The organism is Pantoea sp. OVA07A (assembly GCF_019969975.1).
Taxonomy (GTDB): Bacteria; Pseudomonadota; Gammaproteobacteria; order Enterobacterales; family Enterobacteriaceae; genus Pantoea; species Pantoea agglomerans.
The window spans coordinates 1-21,479 of record NZ_JAHXYM010000009.1 but is presented as its reverse complement, the minus strand read 5'-3'; the positions used below and the strand labels follow the sequence as shown (position 1 = coordinate 21,479).

The 21,479-nt window shown below is 55.6% G+C and carries 16 protein-coding genes and 1 riboswitch; of the genes, 11 read left to right on the top strand and 5 right to left on the bottom strand.

Annotation, left to right across the window (positions count from 1 at the left end; translation table 11 throughout):
- The first annotated feature begins 1 nt into the window (after position 1).
- Both LC417_RS20975 and metF read left to right on the top strand, forming a co-directional pair.
- Positions 2 to 2,437, top strand: coding sequence for a bifunctional aspartate kinase/homoserine dehydrogenase II (locus LC417_RS20975; protein ID WP_010672066.1), 2,436 nt, complete (start codon positions 2 to 4; stop codon positions 2,435 to 2,437).
- A 202-nt stretch (positions 2,438 to 2,639) separates the two neighbouring features.
- Positions 2,640 to 3,539, top strand: a complete 900-nt coding sequence (gene metF, locus LC417_RS20970) for a methylenetetrahydrofolate reductase (protein WP_223566319.1) — start codon at positions 2,640 to 2,642, stop codon at positions 3,537 to 3,539.
- Between the two features lie 96 nt (positions 3,540 to 3,635).
- Here the strand turns inward: metF and ppc are convergent, their stop codons facing one another.
- Together ppc and argE are read right to left on the bottom strand one after the other, a co-directional pair.
- Positions 3,636 to 6,287: a phosphoenolpyruvate carboxylase gene (gene ppc / locus LC417_RS20965; protein WP_022624923.1), complete on the bottom strand. Its 2,652-nt coding sequence runs from the start codon at positions 6,285 to 6,287 to the stop codon at positions 3,636 to 3,638.
- 353 nt (positions 6,288 to 6,640) lie between these two features.
- Positions 6,641 to 7,789, bottom strand: a complete 1,149-nt coding sequence (gene argE, locus LC417_RS20960; RefSeq protein ID WP_010258144.1) for an acetylornithine deacetylase — start codon at positions 7,787 to 7,789, stop codon at positions 6,641 to 6,643.
- A gap of 167 nt (positions 7,790 to 7,956) precedes the next feature.
- Here argE and argC point away from each other — a divergent pair, with 167 nt between their 5' ends.
- From argC to argH, 4 genes are all read left to right on the top strand, one after another.
- Positions 7,957 to 8,961 carry an N-acetyl-gamma-glutamyl-phosphate reductase gene (gene argC, locus LC417_RS20955; protein WP_033773135.1) on the top strand — a complete coding sequence of 335 codons (1,005 nt, stop codon included), beginning with the start codon at positions 7,957 to 7,959 and terminating at the stop codon, positions 8,959 to 8,961.
- A gap of 14 nt (positions 8,962 to 8,975) precedes the next feature.
- Complete coding sequence (argB, locus tag LC417_RS20950) at positions 8,976 to 9,752, top strand: acetylglutamate kinase (protein ID WP_010258140.1); 777 nt, start codon at positions 8,976 to 8,978, stop codon at positions 9,750 to 9,752.
- Between the two features lie 24 nt (positions 9,753 to 9,776).
- Positions 9,777 to 10,994 (top strand): argininosuccinate synthase, encoded by a 1,218-nt coding sequence (locus tag LC417_RS20945; protein WP_022624925.1) that lies wholly within the window; start codon positions 9,777 to 9,779, stop codon positions 10,992 to 10,994.
- 90 nt (positions 10,995 to 11,084) lie between these two features.
- On the top strand, positions 11,085 to 12,458 hold the full coding sequence (gene argH / locus LC417_RS20940) for an argininosuccinate lyase (protein ID WP_223566318.1): 1,374 nt from the start codon (positions 11,085 to 11,087) through the stop codon (positions 12,456 to 12,458).
- A 118-nt stretch (positions 12,459 to 12,576) separates the two neighbouring features.
- Here argH and LC417_RS20935 read toward each other — a convergent pair whose 3' ends face one another.
- Positions 12,577 to 13,311: a glutathione peroxidase gene (locus LC417_RS20935; RefSeq protein ID WP_010672060.1), complete on the bottom strand. Its 735-nt coding sequence runs from the start codon at positions 13,309 to 13,311 to the stop codon at positions 12,577 to 12,579.
- 124 nt (positions 13,312 to 13,435) lie between these two features.
- On the opposite strand from LC417_RS20935, the gene oxyR reads away from it, so the two are divergent.
- On the top strand, positions 13,436 to 14,353 hold the full coding sequence (oxyR, locus tag LC417_RS20930) for a DNA-binding transcriptional regulator OxyR (RefSeq protein ID WP_010258132.1): 918 nt from the start codon (positions 13,436 to 13,438) through the stop codon (positions 14,351 to 14,353).
- On the opposite strand, the gene sthA is transcribed toward oxyR, so the two are convergent.
- Positions 14,336 to 15,736, bottom strand: coding sequence for a Si-specific NAD(P)(+) transhydrogenase (sthA, locus tag LC417_RS20925; RefSeq protein ID WP_010258130.1), 1,401 nt, complete (start codon positions 15,734 to 15,736; stop codon positions 14,336 to 14,338). The genes oxyR and sthA overlap by 18 nt on opposite strands.
- A 192-nt stretch (positions 15,737 to 15,928) precedes the next feature.
- Here sthA and fabR point away from each other — a divergent pair, with 192 nt between their 5' ends.
- Both fabR and LC417_RS20915 read left to right on the top strand, forming a co-directional pair.
- Entirely contained in the window at positions 15,929 to 16,576 is a 648-nt protein-coding gene (fabR, locus tag LC417_RS20920; protein WP_010258128.1) for an HTH-type transcriptional repressor FabR, read from the top strand.
- A 14-nt stretch (positions 16,577 to 16,590) separates the two neighbouring features.
- Positions 16,591 to 16,944, top strand: a complete 354-nt coding sequence (locus tag LC417_RS20915) for a YijD family membrane protein (RefSeq protein ID WP_010258126.1) — start codon at positions 16,591 to 16,593, stop codon at positions 16,942 to 16,944.
- Between the two features lie 38 nt (positions 16,945 to 16,982).
- Here the strand turns inward: LC417_RS20915 and trmA are convergent, their stop codons facing one another.
- The gene (trmA, locus tag LC417_RS20910) at positions 16,983 to 18,086 is read right to left on the bottom strand and encodes a tRNA (uridine(54)-C5)-methyltransferase TrmA (protein ID WP_187508715.1); all 1,104 of its coding nucleotides are present in this window, start codon (positions 18,084 to 18,086) and stop codon (positions 16,983 to 16,985) included.
- 110 nt (positions 18,087 to 18,196) lie between these two features.
- A riboswitch (cobalamin riboswitch) is annotated at positions 18,197 to 18,380 on the top strand.
- Positions 18,381 to 18,448: 68 nt separating this feature from the next.
- Here trmA and btuB point away from each other — a divergent pair.
- Both btuB and murI read left to right on the top strand, forming a co-directional pair.
- The gene (btuB, locus tag LC417_RS20905; protein WP_223566317.1) at positions 18,449 to 20,326 is read left to right on the top strand and encodes a TonB-dependent vitamin B12 receptor BtuB; all 1,878 of its coding nucleotides are present in this window, start codon (positions 18,449 to 18,451) and stop codon (positions 20,324 to 20,326) included.
- A complete protein-coding gene (gene murI / locus LC417_RS20900) occupies positions 20,271 to 21,122 on the top strand; it encodes a glutamate racemase (RefSeq protein ID WP_033759179.1) in 852 nt (283 codons plus the stop codon). The genes btuB and murI overlap by 56 nt, the downstream gene beginning before the upstream one ends.
- Positions 21,123 to 21,479 lie beyond the last annotated feature (357 nt).

The following is a 21,479-nucleotide window of genomic DNA, read 5'->3' as shown; positions in this document are numbered from 1 at the left end:
CATGACGATTTCAGCAGGCGCGGGAACGCCGAACATCAGGCAGTTGCATAAGTTTGGCGGCAGCAGCCTGGCCGATGCGCGCTGCTATCAGCGCGTTGCCGGTATTATGGCGGACTACAGCCAGCCGGGCGACCTGATGGTGGTCTCTGCGGCAGGCTCAACTACCAACCAGCTGATTAGCTGGCTGAAGCTGAGCCAGAGCGATCGGCTCTCTGCGCATCAGGTGCAACAGGCTTTACGGCGCTACCAGAGCGAACTGATCAGTGCGCTGCTGCCTGCTGAGGTCGCAGAACCTTTAATCACCGCGTTTATCCGCGACCTGGAAAAGCTGGCCGCACTGCTGGATGCGCCGATTACCGATGCGGTCTATGCCGAAGTGGTCGGTCATGGTGAAGTCTGGTCGGCACGCCTGATGTCAGCGGTACTGAGCCAGCGTGACCTTCAGGCCTGCTGGCTGGATGCGCGTGAGTTTCTGCGCGCTGAACGTGCGGCACAACCGCAGGTAGATGAAGGGAAGTCCTGGCCACTGCTACAGACTCTACTGGCGCAGCATCCGCATAAGCGCATCGTGGTGACCGGATTTATCAGCCGCAACGACGCCGGTGAAACCGTCCTGCTTGGCCGCAACGGCTCCGACTATTCTGCCACGCAGATTGGCGCACTGGCGGGTGTCGGGCGGGTGACCATCTGGAGCGATGTGGCGGGTGTCTACAGTGCCGACCCCCGCAAAGTCTCTGATGCCTGTCTGCTGCCGCTGTTAAGGCTGGATGAAGCCAGCGAGCTGGCGCGCCTGGCGGCACCGGTTCTCCACACCCGTACTCTGCAGCCGGTTTCAGGCAGCGATATCGACCTGCAACTGCGCTGCAGTTATCAGCCGGAGCAGGGCTCAACCCGCATTGAGCGCGTGCTGGCCTCCGGGACGGGCGCGCGTATCGTCACCAGCCATGATGATGTTTGCCTGATTGAGATTCAGCTGCCAGAGCAGCATGACTTCGCCATCCTGCACAAAGAGATAGACCTGTTGCTGAAGCGCGCGCAGCTGCGTCCGCTGGCGTTTGGCGTTCATCCCGATCGTCAATTGCTGCAGCTCTGTTACACCGCCGAAGTGGTAAACAGCGCCTTTACGCTGCTACAGGATGCCGGTTTACCGGGCCATCTGCAGCTGCGCGACGGCCTGGCGCTGGTGGCGCTGGTTGGCGCAGGCGTTACCCGCAATCCGCTGCATACCCATCGCTTCTGGCAGCAGTTAAAGGATCAGCCAATTGAGTTCATCTGGCAGTCAGAAGAGCACATCAGCGTGGTCGCAGTGCTGCGCGTCGGCCCGACTCAGCATCTGATTCAGGGATTGCATCAGTCGCTGTTCCGGGCAGAAAAGCGCATCGGTCTGATGCTGTTTGGCAAAGGCAATATTGGTTCACGCTGGCTGGAGCTGTTTGCCCGCGATCAGGAAACGCTGTCAGCGCGTACCGGCTTTGAATTTGTGCTGGCGGGCGTCGCGGACAGCCGTCGCAGCCTGCTGAGCTATGACGGGCTGGAAGCCAGCCGGGCACTCGCCTTCTTTGATGATGAAGCGGTAGAGCGCGATGAAGAGTCGCTGTTCCTGTGGATGCGTGCTCACCCGTTTGATGACCTGGTGGTGCTGGATGTCACTGCCAGCACACCGCTGGCGCAGCAGTATCTCGACTTCGCCAGTCACGGTTTTCACGTTATCAGCGCCAATAAAGTCGCGGGAGCGTCTGACAGTCAGACCTGGCGCCAGATCCGCGATGCCTTTACCAAAACCGGACGTCACTGGCTCTATAACGCCACCGTTGGCGCAGGTCTGCCGATCAACTATACGGTGCGCGATCTGCGCGACAGCGGCGATACCATCCTGGCGATCAGCGGGATCTTCTCCGGCACGCTGTCGTGGCTGTTCCTGCAGTTTGATGGCACGGTGCCCTTTACCGAGCTGGTGGATCAGGCCTGGCAGCAGGGTTTAACCGAGCCCGACCCGCGCGCCGATCTCTCGGGTCAGGATGTGATGCGCAAGCTGGTTATCCTGGCGCGTGAGGCAGGCTACAACATCGAGCCGGATCAGGTGCGGGTGGAATCGCTGGTGCCCAGTAACTGTCAGCAGGGATCTGTCGACCACTTCTTTGAAAATGGCGAAGAGCTGAATGAGCAGATGCTGCAGCGGCTCGAAGCGGCGCAGGAGATGGACCTGGTGCTGCGTTACGTTGCCCGGTTTGATGCTAACGGCAAGGCGCGCGTGGGTGTTGAAGCGGTGCGTCCGGAACATCCGCTGGCCTCACTGCTGCCGTGCGACAACGTCTTTGCGATTGAGAGCCGCTGGTACCGCGATAATCCGCTGGTGATCCGCGGACCGGGCGCAGGCCGGGATGTCACCGCAGGCGCTATCCAGTCAGATATTAATCGCCTCGCACAACTGCTGTAACTCCTCCTCCTCAGGCGCTTCGGCGCCTGTTTTCAATGCGTTATCGCTCCCCTGTTGAATCTCCTTCATGTTGATTGAAAATTGATCACGACTGTCGACCATTTTTAAGTTGACGGCACAGTCAGATTACGTCATTTTGAACATCTGGACGTCTAAACGTGTAGATGTTCACAGGCCGATTGTTAATCGATGAGGGTGCAGGATGAGTTTCTTTCATGCCAATCAGCGCGAAGCGCTAAACCAGAGCCTGGCTGAGCTGAACGGGCAAATTAATGTTTCATTTGAGTTCTTCCCGCCTCGTACCAGCGACATGGAAGAGACCCTGTGGACCTCTATCGACCGCCTGAGCAGTCTGAAACCGAAATTCGTTTCTGTGACCTACGGTGCGAACTCAGGTGAACGTGATCGCACCCATAGCATTATCAAAGGCATTAAAGATCGCACCGGTCTGGAAGCTGCTCCCCATCTGACCTGTGTCGATGCCACGCGCGATGAACTGCGTACCATCGCTCAGGATTACTGGAACAACGGCATCCGTCACATTGTGGCGCTGCGCGGCGATCTGCCCCCAGGCAGCGGTAAGCCAGAAATGTACGGCAGCGATCTGGTTTCGCTGCTGAAAGAGGTGGGTGATTTTGATATTTCGGTTGCGGCCTATCCGGAAGTCCATCCCGAAGCGAAAAGCGCCCAGGCCGATCTGATTAACCTGAAGCGAAAAATCGATGCAGGTGCCAACCGGGCTATTACCCAGTTTTTCTTCGACGTTGAAAGTTATCTGCGTTTCCGCGATCGCTGTGTCGCGACCGGCATTGACTTGGAAATTGTGCCGGGCATTCTGCCGGTCTCTAACTTTAAACAGCTGCAACGCTTTGCCACGCTGACCAATGTGCGCGTGCCGGGCTGGATGAGCGCGATGTTCGCCGGTCTGGATGATGATCCGGAAACGCGGAAAATGGTGGGAGCCAATATCGCGATGGATATGGTGAAAATCCTGTCACGCGAAGGGGTGAAGGATTTCCATTTCTACACGCTGAACCGTGCCGAAATGAGTTACGCCATTTGTCACACCCTGGGCGTGCGACCTGCTGCTGCTGCGGCTTAACCGCTCTGCTTCAGCCAATAAAAAAGTCGGGAGAGTCCCGACTTTTTTTGTTTTTACTGCAGGGCGGCGCTGGCGATCGTCAGCACCTCACCACCATTAACCGGTATTGCGCATGCCTGCCGCGACACCAGCAATGGTCACCATCAGCGCCTGCTCAACGCGGGCATCCGGTTCATCGCCATTCGCTTCCCGCGCGCGCGAACGATGCAGCAGTTCGGCCTGGAGTACGTTGAGCGGATCGGTATAGACGTTACGCAGTGCAATTGACTCGGCAATCCACGGCTGATCGGCCATCAGGTGTGAGTCATTGGCAATGGTCAGTACCGCTTTGATATCCGCATCAAGCTGATCGCGCAGCTGTTTGCCCAGCGGCCAGAGTGATTTCTCGACCAGACGCTGATCGTAATATTCCGCCAGCCACAGGTCCGCTTTTGAGAATACCATCTCCAGCATACCCAGACGGGTAGAGAAGAATGGCCAGTCGCGGCACATCGCTTCCAGCTGATCCTGATGACCGGCGGCCATCGCCTGTTGCAGGGCCGCACCGGCACCCAGCCACGCAGGCAGCATCAGACGGTTCTGCGTCCAGGCGAAAATCCATGGAATCGCACGCAGCGACTCTACGCCGCCGGTAGGTCGGCGCTTGGCGGGACGTGAGCCCAGCGGTAATTTACCCAGCTCCTGCTCTGGTGTCGCTGAGCGGAAATAGGGCACGAAGTCAGCATTTTCACGCACATAACCGCGATACATCGCACAGGAGTCGGCGGAGAGCTGATCCATAATGTCGCGCCATTCGCGTTTTGGCTCCGGCGGCGGCATCAGGTTCGCTTCCAGAATTGCGCCGGTGTAGAGCGACAGGCTGGCGATGGTGACGGCGGGTAAACCATATTTAAAGCGGATCATCTCGCCCTGTTCGGTCACGCGCAGACCGCCGCGCAGGCTGCCTGGTGGTTGCGACAGCAGCGCTGCATGGGCGGGTGCGCCACCACGGCCAATGCTGCCGCCGCGTCCGTGGAACAGTGTCAGTGAAATCCCGGCCTTCTCACAGGTTTTAATCAGGGCATCCTGTGCCTGATATTGCGCCCAGCTGGCGGCCATCACACCGGCGTCTTTCGCCGAGTCAGAATAGCCAATCATCACCATCTGTTTGCCCTGAATTAAGCCGCGATACCAGTCGATGCTCAGCAGCTGGCTCATTACGTCATTGGCATTATTCAGGTCATCAAGCGTTTCAAACAGCGGTGCAACCGGCATGGCATAGCCGATGCCTGCTTCTTTCAGCAGCAGATGCACTGCCAGCACGTCAGAAGGGGTTTTCGCCATGGAAATAACATAGGCGGCGATAGAACCCTGTGGCGCTTCAGCCGCGACGCGACAGGTCTCCAGCACTTCACGCGTTTCATCGCTGGGCTCCCAGCTGCGAGGCAGCAGCGGACGCTTGGAGTTCAGTTCACGGATCAGGAAGGCCTGCTTGTCCGCTTCGGACCAGCTTTCATAATCGCCGAGGCCCAGATAGCGGGTCACTTCAGCAATCGCTTCGGTGTGACGGGTACTCTCCTGACGCAGATCGATACGCACCAGCGGCACGCCGAAACATTTCACGCGGCGCAGCGTATCAAGCAACTGACCGTTGGCGATAATGCCCATGCCGCACTTTTGCAGTGACTGATAGATGGTAAACAGCGGATCCCACAGCTGATCGTTGGAGACCAGCAGATCGGCCGGGCGCGGCAGACGTTCACCTTTCAGGCGGCGTTCCAGGAATGACTGGGTAGTCATTAACTGGCTGCGCAGGCGTTTCAGGATCATACGATAAGGTTCAAGTGCTTCCGGATCGCCGCTGAGTTCCCGGATCTCTTCAGTGCACTCTGACATCGACAACTCAGAGATCAGTACGCCGATATCGCGCAGGAACAGGTCAGTGGCTTTCCAGCGACTCAGCTGCATAACGTGGCGGGTAATCGCCGCCGTAACGTTAGGGTTACCGTCGCGGTCGCCACCCATCCATGAGGTGAACTGAACCGGCACGAAATCGACCGGCAGCTTAATGCCGAACGCCTCTTCTACCTGCTCGTTCAGCTCACGCAGGAAAGCGGGTACGCCTTCCCACAGGCTGTTTTCCACCACGGCAAAGCCCCATTTGGCTTCGTCGATAGGGGTCGGACGATATTTGCGGATCTCATCGGTGTGCCACGCCTGTGCCACCAGCTGACGCAGACGGCGCATAATCTGGTTACGTTCGTAGTCGGAGACGTCGCTGTGATCGAGCTGTTTCAGGCAGCTGTTAACTTCGACCAGCTTGTGAATCAGCGTACGGCGGGTGATTTCAGTCGGGTGAGCCGTCAGCACCAGTTCCAGCGACAGCGACTCAATGGCCGCAAGGATGTCGCTTTCGCTGATATCTTTCTGCTGCTTCAGGGTATCAAAGGTCTTTTTCAGCAGTTCGGGATGGTTCTCACCCTCGCCACTTTGCGAGATGGTCTGATACTGCTCAGCTACGTTGGTGAGGTTCAGAAACTGGCTAAAAGCGCGTGCAACCGGCAGAAGCTCCTCGTTGGAGAGGTTCTGCAGCGTATTGAGCAGTTCTTTACGATGAGTGTCATTTCCTGCACGGGATGACTTGGAGAGCTTACGGATGGTTTCCACCTGGTCGAGGATGTTCTCTCCCAGTGCATCCTTAATCGTATCCCCGAGCAGTTTGCCGAGCATACTGACATTACTTCGCATTGCGGAATATTGTTCGTTCATTGGACCCTGACACCCTTATCGTCTTGAAAAACTTCTACACCCGACCTTTCAGGCAGCAGAAAAATCAGCAACGCCATGTTCCCCCTAATCTACAGGGAACCGGCTCCGTTGCCGCCTGTCCACATTCTGAAACGCTCTGGATAATCACCCGGTGGGCATAACATCGTCTTTTATCTAGCCACGTAATGTTGCGTTCGTCAAATGCGTTAAAGTGCGCTGAAGGTGTGGCTAAATAACGGAAATTCGTAGAATTTATCGGGAACAAAGCGGGATAAGTTATTCTTATTGCTAAATCCCGCAGAATGAAGGGGCATTTTACTGTTAATGCAGTGAAATGCCCCATTTGCTGTTAATCAGTGGCAAAAATGCTGCACAACCTGAGTGATAAGCGCCCTTGTCGGCTTAATAAATGCAGTATCAATAAATTCGTCTGGCTGATGTGCCTGCTCAATCGACCCCGGGCCCAGTACCAGCGTTGGGCAGAGCTGCTGAATAAAAGGCGCTTCGGTGCAGTAGTTCACCACCTCAGTGGGTATACCCAGCAATTTCTCGACCACACTGACCAGTTCATGATCTGCCGGACATTCGTAGCCAGGAATCGGCGGATGCAGTTCAGCCACCGTGACACGGCCCGGCCAGCGCGCACTGACCGGTGCCAGCGCCTCGTTCAGTAGCCCATCGAGATCGTTCAGCGACAGACCCGGCAGCGGACGGATATCCATATGCAGTTCACAGCAGGCACAGATACGGTTAGCGGCGTCACCGCCATGAATATGGCCAAAATTCATGGTGGGATAGGGGATGGCAAAGCCGTCATGGTGATAACGCTCCTGCAGTGTATTGCGCAGTTGCATCAGATGGGTGATCGACTCATGCATCAGTTCAATGGCGTTAACGCCACGCGCGGGATCGCTGGAGTGGCCCGATTTTCCCTCGATACGGATCACATTCGACAGGTGACCTTTGTGCGCACGTACCGGTTTAAGTGAGGTTGGTTCACCGATGATGGCGCAGTCGGGACGCAGCTGCGTCGATTCAGAAAAATATTTGGCGCCAGCCATGGTGGTCTCTTCATCGGCCGTAGCGAGGATATAGAGCGGCTTGCTCAGCGTGCTGACATCCACATCGCGCAGCGTATCGAGAATAAAGGCGAAGAAGCCTTTCATGTCTGCCGTGCCCAGGCCATAGAGCTTGTTGTCGTGCTCGGTCAGGGTAAAGGGATCGCGTGTCCAGCGGCCATCGTCAAAAGGAACGGTATCGGTATGACCTGCTAGCAGCAGGCCGCCCGCACCGCTTCCGGTACGCGCCAGCATATTAAATTTATTGCGGGTGCCGGGCACCGGCTGCACTTCAACGCTGAAGCCGAGGTCGCGGAACCAGCCGGCCAGCAAATTGATTAAAGTTTCATTACTCTGATCCAGTGCGGCATCGGTTGCGCTGATCGACGGTGTGGCGATTAACTGGCGGTACAGTTCAATAAAAGGCGGTAATTTTGTCTTCACTGTTGGCGGTCCTTGGGTTAGGATGTATCCATATTCATGCAGTAATAGTGAATAAAAATACATTAACGTCCTCTGCAAGGGAACCTTAAATCACTGCAGATGACAGGGCGGGTAACGGGGCAAGGCCGCGACCCGGAACGTGCGACTGTAAAAAGGGTTACAGCCTGATGTTGAATACGCTGATCGTTGGTGCCAGTGGTTATGCTGGTACAGAGCTTGCCACCTTCCTGAATCGCCATCCACATATCAACATAACCGCTTTGGCGGTTTCGGCGCAAAGCCCTGATGCCGGCAAGCGCCTCTCCGATCTCCATCCGCAGCTGAAAGGTGTGGTGGATTTGCCGCTGCAGCCGCTGAGCAGCGCGGCCGAGTGGGCAGACAAGGTGGATGTGGTGTTCCTGGCGACGGCCCACGAAGTCAGCCACGATCTGGCGCCGGAATTTCTCAAGGCTGGCTGTGTGGTGTTCGACCTGTCGGGTGCGTTCCGCGTGAATGACGCTGATTTTTATACCCGCTTTTATGGCTTCACCCATCAGCATAGCGACTGGCTGGACAAAGCCGTTTACGGCCTTGCCGAATATCAGCATGAGAAAATCCAGCAGGCGCAGCTGGTGGCTGTGCCAGGTTGTTACCCGACCGCTGCGCAGCTGGCGCTGAAGCCCCTGGTGGATGCCGGACTGTTAAACGAGGCGCAGTGGCCGGTAATCAACGCCACCAGCGGCGTGAGCGGTGCCGGACGTAAAGCCAATGTCGGCACCAGCTTCTGCGAAGTGAGCCTGCAGCCTTACGGCCTGTTCAATCATCGTCATCACCCGGAAATCGTCGCGCACCTTGGTACGCCGGTGATCTTCACTCCGCATCTGGGTAACTTCCCGCGCGGTATCCTGGCGACGATTACCTGCCGTCTGAAAGCGGGTGTCAGCCGTGAAGATATCGCCGCAGTTTTCCATCGCGCCTATGACAACAAGCCACTGGTGCGGCTCTACGAACAGGGCGTACCGGCGCTGAAAGCCGTTGTAGGTCTGCCTTACTGCGATATCGGTTTTGAAGTGCAGGGCGAGCATCTGATTGTCGTGGCAGCCGAAGATAATCTGCTGAAAGGCGCGGCATCGCAGGCGGTACAGTGCCTGAACATCCGGTTCGGCTTCCCTGAAACGCAGTCACTGATTTAACGGACAAATATACCATGACCAATCCATTAATTATCAAGCTGGGCGGTGTGTTGTTAGACAGCGAAGAAGCGCTGGCCCGCCTGTTTGAAGCGCTGCTGACCTACCGTAGCGCCCATCAGCGTCCGCTGATTATTGTCCACGGCGGCGGTTGCCTGGTGGATGAACTGATGAAAAAGCTGGCGCTGCCGGTGAAGAAGAAAAATGGCCTGCGTGTCACGCCAGCCGATCAGATCGACATTATTACCGGTGCGCTGGCGGGAACCGCGAATAAAACGCTGCTGGCCTGGGCAAAAAAATCGGGCATCAACGCGGTAGGCCTCTGCCTGGGCGATGCGGGCATCGTGAATGTCACACCGTTTGATGAAGAACTCGGCCACGTTGGCCACGCAATGCCGGGCGATCCGGCATTGCTGAACACCCTGCTGGCGGCCGGCTATATGCCGGTGGTGAGCTCAATTGGTATAACTGACAGCGGCGACCTGATGAACGTCAACGCTGACCAGGCGGCGACCGCACTGGCCTCGACGCTGGGCGCTGATCTGGTCCTGTTATCAGACGTCAGTGGTATTCTCGACGGCAAAGGTCAGCGCATCGAAGAGATGACCGCCGACAAAGCTGAGCAGCTGATTACCCAGGGCATTATTACCGACGGCATGATTGTGAAAGTGCACGCTGCGCTTGATGCAGCGCGTACCCTGGGCCGCCCGGTGGATATTGCCAGCTGGCGTCACGCTGAGCGGCTGCCTGACCTGTTTAACGGCGTGTCGATTGGCACCCGGATTCTCGCTTAACGACTCTGATTCAAGGATTACGAAATGCAAACGCAAAACATCAAAAAAATCGTTCTGGCTTACTCCGGTGGTCTTGATACTTCGGCCATCATTCCATGGCTGAAAGAGAACTACGGCGGCTGTGAAGTCGTCGCTTTTGTCGCAGATATCGGTCAGGAGCGCGGCGATCTGGAAGGTGTAGAGAAGAAAGCCCTGCAGTCCGGCGCATCTGAATGCCACGTGGTTGACCTGCGTGAAGAGTTCATCAGCGACTATGTCTATCCGGTGCTGCAGACTGGCGCCCTCTATGAAGGCACTTATCTGCTGGGCACTTCAATGGCGCGTCCTATCATCGCTAAAGCACAGGTTGAGCTGGCGCTGAAAGTGGGTGCGGATGCGCTGTGTCACGGCGCTACCGGTAAAGGGAATGACCAGGTGCGTTTCGAAACCACCTACACCGCGCTGGCACCGCAGCTGAAAGTGGTGGCTCCGTGGCGTGAATGGAACCTGCGTTCACGTGAAGCGCTGCTGGACTACCTGAAAGAGCGCAACATTCCGACCACCGCGTCACTGGAGAAAATCTACAGCCGTGACGAGAACGCCTGGCACATCTCCACCGAAGGTGGCGTGCTGGAAAGCCCGGCCAATGCACCGAATAAAGATTGCTGGGTCTGGACTGTCGATCCGCTGGAAGCGCCTGACCAGCCTGAAGAAGTGACCGTAACCGTGGAAAAAGGTCGGGTCGTGGCGGTTAACGGCGAAAAACTGAGTCCGTTCCAGTGCCTGGAAAAACTTAACGTGCTGGGCGCAAAACATGGCGTCGGCCGTATCGATATCGTTGAAAACCGTCTGGTAGGGATTAAATCGCGCGGCTGCTACGAAACCCCTGGCGGCACCATCATGGTCAATGCGCTGCGTGCGGTTGAGCAGCTGGTGCTGGATCGCGATAGCTTCAAATGGCGTGAGCAGCTCGGCCACGAGATGTCCTATGTGGTTTATGACGGTCGCTGGTTCGCCCCGCTGCGTAAGTCGATTCAGGCCGCTGCCGAATCGCTGGCGGAAGAGGTTAACGGTGAAGTGGTACTGCAGCTCTACAAAGGCCAGGCGACAGCCACCCAGAAGCGTTCCGCGAACAGCCTCTACTCGGAAGAGTTCGCCACCTTTGGTGAAGATGAAGTGTACGATCACCGTCATGCGGGCGGCTTTATCCGTCTGTTCTCGCTCTCTTCGCGTATCCGCGCCCTGAACGAGCAGAAGAAGTAATTTTCAGGCGAGGTGCGCCTCGCCTCACAGTTTCATTTCAGGGGCGGCATTTATGCCGCCCCTTGTTTAACGATTCAGAGGAGTTTTCACATGGCACTTTGGGGTGGACGGTTTACTCAGGCAGCGGATCAACGTTTTAAACAGTTCAATGACTCGCTGCGCTTCGATTACCGCCTGGCAGAGCAGGACATCATTGGCTCTGTTGCCTGGTCCAAAGCGCTGGTGACGGTAAATGTCCTGACTCAGGATGAGCAGCAGCAGCTGGAAGCGGCCCTGAATACATTACTGGATGAAGTCCGTGAGGATCCTGAGCAGATTCTGCAGAGCGACGCCGAAGATATCCACAGCTGGGTTGAAGGCCAGCTGATCGACAAGGTGGGCGCGCTGGGCAAAAAACTGCACACCGGACGTAGCCGTAACGATCAGGTCGCGACCGATCTTAAGCTGTGGTGCAAGGTGCAGATTGAAGCGCTGCTGGGTGCCACCCGTGATCTGCAGCAGGCGCTGGTCGTCACTGCCGAAGTCAATCAGGATGCGGTGATGCCGGGCTACACGCATCTGCAGCGTGCGCAGCCGGTGACGTTTGCGCACTGGTGCCTGGCCTACGTTGAAATGCTGGCGCGTGACGAGAGCCGTCTGCAGGATACGCTGAAGCGGCTCGATGTTAGCCCGCTGGGCTGTGGCGCACTGGCCGGTACCGCGTATGAGATCGATCGTCAGCAGCTGGCTGGCTGGCTGGGCTTTGCTTCTGCCACGCGCAACAGTCTGGATACCGTATCAGACCGCGATCACGTGCTGGAGCTGCTTTCTGACGCTGCCATCGGCATGGTGCATCTGTCGCGCTTCGCCGAAGATATGATCTTCTTCAACACCGGTGAAGCGGGCTTTATCGAACTGTCAGATAAAGTGACCTCCGGCTCATCGCTGATGCCGCAGAAGAAAAATCCGGATGCGCTGGAGCTGATTCGCGGCAAGTGTGGCCGGGTGCAGGGCGCGCTGACCGGCATGATGATGACGCTGAAAGGTCTGCCGCTGGCCTACAACAAAGATATGCAGGAAGACAAAGAGGGGCTGTTTGACGCGCTCGACACCTGGCTCGACTGTCTGCATATGTCAGTTCTGGTGCTGGATGGCCTGCAGGTTAAACGCCCGCGCTGCCAGGAAGCGGCTGAACAGGGTTACGCAAACTCCACTGAACTGGCTGACTATCTGGTCGCCAAAGGCGTGCCGTTCCGTGAAGCACACCATATCGTCGGGGAAGTAGTGGTTGCCGCCATCGGGCAGGGTGTGGCGCTGGAAGCGCTGTCGCTGGCACAGCTGCAGCAGTTCAGTGCGGTGATTGGCGAGGATGTCTATCCCATTCTGGCGCTGCAATCCTGTCTGGATAAGCGTAATGCACAGGGCGGCGTCTCGCCACAGCAGGTTGCGCGTGCCATCGGTGACGCAAAGCAGCGTCTGGCGTAATTAACAGGTAAAAAAAAGCGGGCACATTAAATGCCCGCCAACCTCTAGCTTCAGAATTACTCATTTTTATAGGCACATCATCAAAGCGCCTGCTCTCCCGGCCGACGCTCAGATTCTCTTACGCTGACAGCAAATATTGCTGCAGATCCTCACTGCCGCCAATGTGACGACCCCCCATGAAGATCTGCGGTACCGTCGCCCGGCCTGAAACGGCGCGCAGACTCACGGTTGTCGCATCCTGTCCCAGCACGATCTCTTCGTACTGAATACCATGATCCATCAGCATCTGTTTTGCCTGGGTGCAGAAGGTGCAGCCAGGTTTGGTGAAGATTGAGACCGACTCCTGAGCTTTACACTCCGGCGCCAGATAGCGCAGCATGGTGTCGGCATCAGAGACCTCAAATGGGTCGCCCGGCTTGTTTGGCTCAACAAACATTTTCTCTACCACGCCGTTACGCACCAGCATCGAGTAGCGCCATGAACGTGGGCCAAAGCCGAGATCGGCTTTCTCAACCAGCATTTCCATGCCACGGGTAAACTCGCCGTTGCCATCAGGGATAAAGGTAATGTTGTCTGCGCGCTGTTCTGCTTTCCAGGCGTTCATCACAAACGTGTCATTCACCGAGACGCACAGAATGCTGTCCACACCCTGCTGGGCAAACAGACCCGCTAATTCGTTGTAACGCGGCAGATGGCTGGAGGAGCAGGTCGGTGTGAATGCACCCGGCAGTGAAAAAACGATGACCGTTTTGTCTTTAAACAGCGCTTCAGTGGTGACATCGACCCAGCGATCGCCCTGACGTGTGTGAAAAGTCACTGACGGAATAGCTTTACCTTCCTGACTTGCAAACATTTTTTTCTCCTGACATACCGCGTTCCATTTGATGTGCGCATTATTCCCAACCACCCTTGATAGGGCCAATCGTTCATTGCTATTCTATCTATCGCCACGGGCTATCGTGGCTTGGAGGGTAATAATGAATATTCGTGATCTTGAATATCTGGTTTCGCTTGCTGAACACCGTCATTTCCGCCGTGCTGCGGATGCGTGTCATGTCAGTCAGCCGACGTTAAGCGGGCAGATCCGTAAGCTGGAAGATGAGCTGGGTGTGATGCTGCTGGAGCGCACCAGCCGTAAAGTGCTGTTCACCCAGGCAGGTTTGCTGCTGGTGGATCAGGCGCGTACGGTGCTGCGTGAAGTGAAAGTGCTGAAAGAGATGGCCAGTCAGCAAGGGGAAGCGATGTCAGGTCCGCTGCATATCGGCCTCATCCCGACCACCGCGCCCTACTTATTGCCACAGATTATCCCGACGCTGCACCAGACATTCCCGAAACTGGAGATGTATCTGCACGAAGCGCAGACGCAGCAACTGCTGGCACAGCTCGATAGTGGCAAGCTGGACTGCGCGATTATCGCGCTGGTCAAAGAGAGTCAGGCCTTTATCGAAGTGCCGTTGTTTGATGAGCCGATGAAGCTGGCAGTCTATGCCGATCATCCCTGGTGCGATCGCGACCGGGTACCTATGTCCGATCTGGCAGGCGAGAAGCTGCTGATGCTGGAAGATGGGCACTGTCTGCGTGACCAGGCGATGGGGTTCTGCTTTGAGGCGGGCGCCGATGAAGATACCCATTTTCGCGCGACCAGTCTTGAGACGCTGCGCAATATGGTGGCGGCAGGCAGCGGGATTACGCTGTTACCGGCGCTGGCAGTCCCACCGGAGCGTATCCGCGACGGCGTCTGCTATCTCACCTGCTACAAACCGGTGCCACAGCGTACAATTGCGCTGGTCTATCGACCGGGTTCACCACTGCGCAGCCGTTATGAACAGCTGGCAGAGGCGATTAAAACCCACATGCAGCACTATTTCGACGCTGCGTTAAAACAGGCGGTTTAAGCCGTTTAACGCCGCAACGCGATAGGCTTCGGCCATGGTCGGATAGTTAAAGGTGGTATTCACGAAGTACTCAATCGTGTTGCCACCGTTTTTCTGCTCCATGATCGCCTGACCGATGTGAATAATCTCGGCGGCACGTTCACCAAAGCAGTGAATTCCCAGAATCTCTTTGGTTTCCCGATGGAACAGAATCTTCAGGCTGCCAACGTTCATGCCAACGATCTGCGCTCGCGCCAGATGTTTGAACTGCGCGCGGCCCACTTCGTAAGGCACCTTCATTGCCGTCAGCTGCTGCTCGGTTTTACCCACGGAGCTGATTTCCGGAATGGTGTAAATCCCGGTTGGGATATCTTCAATCAGGTGCGCTGACGCTTCCCCTTTGATAATCGCCTGAGCGGCAATACGGCCCTGATCGTAGGCGGCAGAGGCCAGGCTTGGATAGCCAATCACGTCTCCGACGGCATAAATGTGCGGCTGAGCCGTCTGATACATGCTGTTCACTTTCAGCAGGCCACGACCATCCGCTTCCAGACCCACATTTTCCAGCGACAGCGAATCGGTGTTGCCGGTACGGCCGTTAGCGTAAAGCAGACAGTCGGCTTTCACTTTCTTACCCGACTTCAGATGCATGATGACGCCATCTTCCACCCCTTCGATCTTCTCAAACTCTTCGTTGTGACGAATCACCACGCCGCTGTTCCAGAAGTGGTAAGAGAGAGAGTCAGACATCTCCTGATCAAGAAACGCCAGCAGGCGATCGCGGGTGTTAATCAGGTCAACTTTGACGTTCAGTCCACGGAAAATCGACGCATATTCACAGCCAATCACGCCCGCGCCATAAATAATAACGTGGCCCGGTTCGTGGTGCAGATTGAGAATAGAGTCGGAGTCATAAACGCGTGGATGAGTAAAGTCGACATTGTCAGGATGGTAAGGTCGTGAACCACAGGCGATAACAAACTTCTCTGCCGTCAGCGTCTCACGCGTGCCATCCGGTTGCTCAATCTCAATGGTGTTGGCATCAACAAAATGCGCATCGCCCTGATAAAGTTCACAACGGTTACGCTCGTAGAAGCCCTGACGCATGGCTGTCTGCTGGCTGATCACGTTTTCAGTGTGATTGAGAATGTCGGCAAAAGAGGAGCGAAGCAGTCGGGTATGATCGCTGTAGAGCGGATTTTGGTTGAATTCAATAATGCGACTGACGGCGTGGCGAAGGGCTTTAGAAGGGATGGTGCCCCAGTGCGTACAACCGCCGCCGATGTTGTGGTAGCGTTCGATCACGGCGATGCGCGCTCCCTGTTTTACCAGCCCCATCGCCGCCCCTTCACCGCCGGGCCCTGAGCCAATCACAATGGCATCGTAATCGTAAGACTTTTGCATACCGATACGTCCTATTATTTATACATTTTTACAACGAGATTCTAACATCTCGTCGCGCACTTCTGAATTCTATCAGCGATTTTCATCACATTTTGACAAAGAGTGAGGTTCACAGGCGGTGACAAAGATTGCCAATCTGTACGCTGAAAATTTTGATATAGTGCCTGCTTAACACCGCTAAAGGCAGAGATAATGGGCGTCAGAGCGCAACAAAAAGAACGTACACGACGTACACTGATTGAAGCCGCCTTCAGTCAGCTCAGCGCCGAGCGCAGTTTTGCCAGTCTGAGTTTGCGGGAGGTTGCCCGTGAAGCAGGGATTGCACCTACCTCCTTTTATCGTCATTTCAAGGATGTTGATGAGCTTGGCCTGACGATGGTAGATGAAAGCGGGCTGATGTTGCGACAGCTGATGCGCCAGGCGCGCCAGCGTATTGCCAAAGGCGGCAGCATCATTAAAACGTCGGTGTCGACCTTTATGGAGTTTATCGGCAACAATCCCAACGCTTTCCGCCTGTTACTGCGTGAACGTTCCGGCACCTCTGCCGCTTTTCGTGCCGCCGTGGCGCGTGAAATTCAGCACTTTATCGCTGAACTGGCCGATTATCTTGAGGTCGAAAATCGCATGCCGCGCAGTTTTACCGAAGCGCAGGCTGAAGCGATGGTGACCATTGTTTTCAGCGCCGGTGCAGAAGCACTGGATGTTGATGCTGAGCAGCGACGTAAGCTTGAGGATCGGCTGGTGTTACAGCTGCGTATGATCGCCAAAGGCGCTTATTACTGGTACCGCCGGGAGCAAGAGCGACTGGCGGCCACCCTGGAAAAACCCGAAGAGCAATGAGTAAGGATCAGTCCATGACCCACCCAGGTACTCGCGATAAAAGCACACTGGTACTGGCTTTTATTACCGGCTTAGCAATTAACGGCTCGTTTTCTGTGCTGTTCAGCGCCTTTGTTCCATTTTCGATTTTCCCGCTGATTGCGCTGGGTCTGGCGGCCTGGTGTCTGCATCAGCGCTACCTCAACACCAATATGCCGGACGGTATGCCAGGACTGGCAGCGGCGTTTTTCCTGCTGGGGATTCTGGTTTATAGCGCGCTGGTGCGGGCAGAATACCCGGATATTGGCTCCAACTTCGTTCCCACCGTTCTGATGGTAGCGCTGGTGTTCTGGATTGCGACGCGTTTTAAGCGCAAGCGTAATCAGTAGTGATAAAAAAACGGGAACCTCAGGGTTCCCGTTTTTGTTTACGCTTTACGTGTCAGCAGGACACCGCATTCCATATGGTGGGTATAGGGGAACTGATCAAACAGCGCCAGCCGCGTCACATCGTGCGTTTCCGCCAGCGTCTGCAGATTGTCGCTGAGGGTCTGCGGATTGCAGGAGATATAAAGGATGCGCGGATAAGCCTGCACCATTTTCACCGTCTCTTCATCCAGTCCGCTGCGCGGCGGATCGACAAAAATCGTCTCGCATTCGTAGCTGGTCAGGTCAATTCCTTCCAGACGATTAAAGCTGCGCACGCCATTCATCGCCTGGGTAAACTCTTCCGCCGCCATACGAATGATCTGCACGTTATCAATCTGGTTCACGGCAATATTGTATTGTGCTGACGCAACAGAGGGCTTGGCGATTTCAGTTGCCAGAACGCGGCGGAAATTGCGTGCCAGCGCCAGCGAGAAGTTGCCATTACCGCAGTAGAGTTCCAGCAGGTCGCCCTGTGAATCCTGCGTCACATCCAGCGCCCACTCCAGCATCTGAATATTCATCGCCGCATTAGGCTGGGTAAAACTGTTTTCGACCTGACGATAGATAATCTCGCGACCCGCTACCGGCAGACACTCATCAACGTAGTCGCGATCCAGACAGATTTTGGTTTTGGTGGCGCGACCAATCAACTGCACATCCAGCCCTTCTGCGCGAAGCTGGTCACGCAGCGCCATGGCTGCCTGCTGCCACTCATCATCCAGTTTGCGGTGATAGAGCAGCGAAATCACAATCTGATTGCTCAGGGTCGACAGATAGTCGATCTGGAACAGTTTATGACGCAGGGTACGATTATCACGGATCGCGGCGATCATCTTTGGCATCAGCTGATTGATCAGCTGGCTGGCCGCCGGGAACTGATCAACACGGATCCGCTCGCGTGTCTGCTGATCAAAGATGATGTGATAGATATCATCGCCGTCGTGCCACAGGCGGAATTCGGCGCGCATCCGATAGTGGCTGACCGGTGAACGGAACACCTCCACGTCGGGCGCAGCAAACGGCGTCATCATCGTCTCTAAACGACTGACTTTTTCCGCCAGCTGTGCGTCATAGTCTTCAATGGGGAGATGTTCGGGTGTCATGAGCAATCCTGATTAATAGCTTACCAGCGGGCGATTGTAGGCATTCACTTGCTGATGTCCAGTCCTGCGGCGAGAAGATGTTTGGCAGTCTGGACTTCCGTATCTCCACTCCGTAGACTGCAGACGCCGGCCTCAAGCCCGAGTTAATAGGGAATCCAGTGTGAATCTGGAGCTGACGCGCAGCGGTAAGGAATGTCGTGATGAGTGCAATTGCAGACACTGTCCTGTGGGATGGGAAGTCATCATCACTTATGGTTCCCAGCCCGAAGACCTGCCGGTGTAACGTCGCTACTCGTACAATCATCGCGTGCTATTGATTGTCGGCCTGCGGCATCCTGCTTCGTCTTATGGATGCGATAAAAATGACAAAAAAAACTGCTTCGCTGTTCGCTCTGAGCGCAACGGCGATTTCTCTCTGGGCGCAATACGGTTTTGCTCAGGGGAATGATGATACGCAAATAGTCACCGCCAACCGTTTTGCTGAACCTGTTTCAGGTGTGCTGGCACCCACCACCGTTGTCACACGTGATGAGATTGATCGCTGGCAGGCCAAAAGCCTGACGGATGTGATGCGCCGCCTGCCGGGTGTCGATGTTGCGCAAAGTGGCGGGTTAGGGCAGCAGAGTTCGCTGTTTATTCGGGGCACCGAATCGAGACATGTACTGATCCTGATTGATGGTATCCGGCTTAATCAGGCGGGCATCACCGGTTCGTCTGACCTCAGCCAGATCCCGCTGTCACTGGTGCAGCGCATCGAATATATTCGCGGCGCGCGTTCTGCAGTCTACGGTTCCGATGCGATTGGCGGCGTGGTGAATATCATTACGGGCCGATCGCAACCTGGCACCACGCTGACGGCGGGCGTCGGGTCCAACGGCTATCAATCCTACGACGGCTCAACCCAGCAGATGCTGGGCGATGCGACAAAGCTCACCCTGGCAGGCAACTACACCTATACCAAAGGGTATGACGTGGTGGCGGGTTATCCCAATGACTATGGCCCGGCGCAGCACGATCGCGACGGCTTCATGAGCAAAACCCTGTATGGCAACCTTGAGCATCAGTTCAGCGATGAGCTCAGTGGTTTTGTGCGCGGCTACGGGTTTGATAACCGCACCGCCTACGACGGTTCATATACCTACGATAATAATTTCAATATTATTGGGCTGGCGGATACCCGCCAGCTCTACAGCCAGACCTGGGACACCGGGTTACGCTTCAATCGTGACTTCTACTCTACCCAGCTCATCGCCAGTTATGGCCATACCAAAGACATCAACTACGATCCACGCAATGGCCGCTACGGTGCCGCGTCCACCTTTGATGATGTCACCCAGTACAATCTGCAGTGGGGCAACACCGTGCAGGTGGGGCAGGGGGCGATCAGCGCGGGTGTCGACTGGCAGAAAGAGACGACCGAGCCGGGCACGAACACTTTGTCAGATAGTTATGAGCAGCGTAATACCGGTCTCTACCTGACCGGCCAGCAGCAGTTTGGCAGCGTCATCCTTGAAGGTGCGGTACGCGGTGACGACAATAATCAGTTTGGCTGGCATAACACCTGGCAGACGGCGGCCTCATGGGAGTTTATCTCCGGCTACCGCGCGTTCGCCTCTTATGGCACCGCTTTTAAAGCACCTAACCTGTCGCAGGTTTACAGCCCGGTTTATGGCAATCGCGACCTCGATCCTGAAAAAAGTAAGCAGTGGGAAGGCGGTTTTGAAGGGCTGAGCGGACCGGTGAACTGGCGTGTGTCGGGCTATCGCAACGACATCGATAATCTGATTGATAATGACCCGGCGACTTTCCGTTACTACAACATTAAGCAGGCTCGCATTAAAGGCGTTGAAGCGACCGCAGGATTCGACACCGGGCCGCTGGCGCATCAGCTCTCTTATGATTATGTCGACGCGCGGGATGGCAGCACCGATCAGCCGCTCGTACGCCGGGCTAAGCAGCAGGTGAAATATCAGCTCGACTGGACGCTGTATGAGTTTGACTGGTCAGTTACCTACCATTATCTGGGTGACCGTTATGATACGGACTTTAACAGCTCTCCCAGCCGTCGCGTGAAGTTAGGTGGCGTCAGCCTGTGGGATCTCGCCGTCTCATATCCTGTCACTTCACAACTCACGGTTCGTGGTAGAATTGCCAACCTGTTCGATAAAGATTACGAGACAGTGTATGGCTATCAGACACCAGGACGAGAGTATTACCTCAGCGGCAGCTACAACTTCTGATTTGCGTCCCACCGTGCTGGTGTTTGATTCCGGCGTCGGTGGGCTTTCTGTCTATGATGAGGTCCGTCAGCTGTTGCCGGATCTTCATTATCTTTACGCCTTCGATAACGCTGGCTTCCCTTACGGTGAGAAAAGCGAGACCTTCATTGTGGATCGGGTGGTCGCTATCGTTGAGGCCATTACCCGCAGCTATCCTCTCTCGTTAGTGATCATCGCCTGTAATACGGCCAGCACCGTTTCATTGCCCGCTTTACGTGAACGTTTTGCCTTTCCTGTCGTGGGGGTGGTTCCGGCGATTAAACCGGCCGCGCGCCTGACGCGAAATGGTGTAGTGGGCTTGCTGGCGACGCGTGCCACGGTGCGCCGTCCTTATACCCATGAGCTGGTGTCGCAGTTTGCCGGTTCCTGCAAGATAGAGATGCTGGGATCAGCGGAGCTGGTTGAACTGGCAGAAGCGAAGCTCCATGGTGCGGAAGTTGCTCTGGATGAAGTGCGCCGTATTGTTCAGCCGTGGCTGCGGATGGCGGAGCCACCGGATACGGTCGTTTTAGGCTGTACGCACTTTCCTTTACTGCGCGAAGAGTTGCAGCAGGTGTTACCGGAAGGGACGCGTCTGATTGATTCCGGTGCGGCAATTGCACGACGCACAGCCTGGCTGCTGGAGCATGAAGCACCTGAAGTGCATTCATCGCAGCAGAACGTTGCATTTTGTACGGAGCTGGATGGCGAAGCGGTACAATTATCACCCGTTTTACGGCGTTATGGCTTCCCGTTGCTGGAAAAACTGGCGCTTTAGCGGCTTTTAGCTGAAAAAATCAGCACTCGGAATTTTATTTGAAATTAGCACTTGTCACCCTCCGAGAACTCCCTATAATGCGCCTCCACTGACACGGCACAACGGCTTACGAAGCGCCGGGTTGAGTAGGTTCGAAATCATACGAACCAGTGAGTTAAGCGAAAATAAATGCTTGACTGACAATGCGGAAAGCGTAATATACGCAGCCCGCGCCGCAGTAAATCGCGGCATGCTCTTTAACAATTTATCAGACAATCTGTGTGGGCACTCGCAGGATTGATATCAGCGTCTCCGGACGTAAAAAATATCAAGCCTCACGAGTGAACACATAATGAAATTCATTATGACGTTTTACAG

What these genes read in the sequence shown, in the direction of transcription:
- ppc (WP_022624923.1), bottom strand. Translation starts at nt 6,287, where the DNA reads ATGAACGAACAATATTCCGCAATGCGAAGTAATGTCAGTATGCTCGGC.
- sthA (WP_010258130.1), bottom strand. Translation starts at nt 15,736, where the DNA reads ATGCAAAAGTCTTACGATTACGATGCCATTGTGATTGGCTCAGGGCCC.
- murI (WP_033759179.1), top strand. Translation starts at nt 20,271, where the DNA reads ATGGCTATCAGACACCAGGACGAGAGTATTACCTCAGCGGCAGCTACA.
- LC417_RS20975 (WP_010672066.1), top strand. Translation starts at nt 2, where the DNA reads ATGACGATTTCAGCAGGCGCGGGAACGCCGAACATCAGGCAGTTGCAT.
- argB (WP_010258140.1), top strand. Translation starts at nt 8,976, where the DNA reads ATGACCAATCCATTAATTATCAAGCTGGGCGGTGTGTTGTTAGACAGC.
- fabR (WP_010258128.1), top strand. Translation starts at nt 15,929, where the DNA reads ATGGGCGTCAGAGCGCAACAAAAAGAACGTACACGACGTACACTGATT.
- trmA (WP_187508715.1), bottom strand. Translation starts at nt 18,086, where the DNA reads ATGACACCCGAACATCTCCCCATTGAAGACTATGACGCACAGCTGGCG.
- LC417_RS20915 (WP_010258126.1), top strand. Translation starts at nt 16,591, where the DNA reads ATGACCCACCCAGGTACTCGCGATAAAAGCACACTGGTACTGGCTTTT.
- LC417_RS20945 (WP_022624925.1), top strand. Translation starts at nt 9,777, where the DNA reads ATGCAAACGCAAAACATCAAAAAAATCGTTCTGGCTTACTCCGGTGGT.
- argC (WP_033773135.1), top strand. Translation starts at nt 7,957, where the DNA reads ATGTTGAATACGCTGATCGTTGGTGCCAGTGGTTATGCTGGTACAGAG.
- LC417_RS20935 (WP_010672060.1), bottom strand. Translation starts at nt 13,311, where the DNA reads ATGTTTGCAAGTCAGGAAGGTAAAGCTATTCCGTCAGTGACTTTTCAC.
- metF (WP_223566319.1), top strand. Translation starts at nt 2,640, where the DNA reads ATGAGTTTCTTTCATGCCAATCAGCGCGAAGCGCTAAACCAGAGCCTG.
- btuB (WP_223566317.1), top strand. Translation starts at nt 18,449, where the DNA reads ATGACAAAAAAAACTGCTTCGCTGTTCGCTCTGAGCGCAACGGCGATT.
- oxyR (WP_010258132.1), top strand. Translation starts at nt 13,436, where the DNA reads ATGAATATTCGTGATCTTGAATATCTGGTTTCGCTTGCTGAACACCGT.
- argH (WP_223566318.1), top strand. Translation starts at nt 11,085, where the DNA reads ATGGCACTTTGGGGTGGACGGTTTACTCAGGCAGCGGATCAACGTTTT.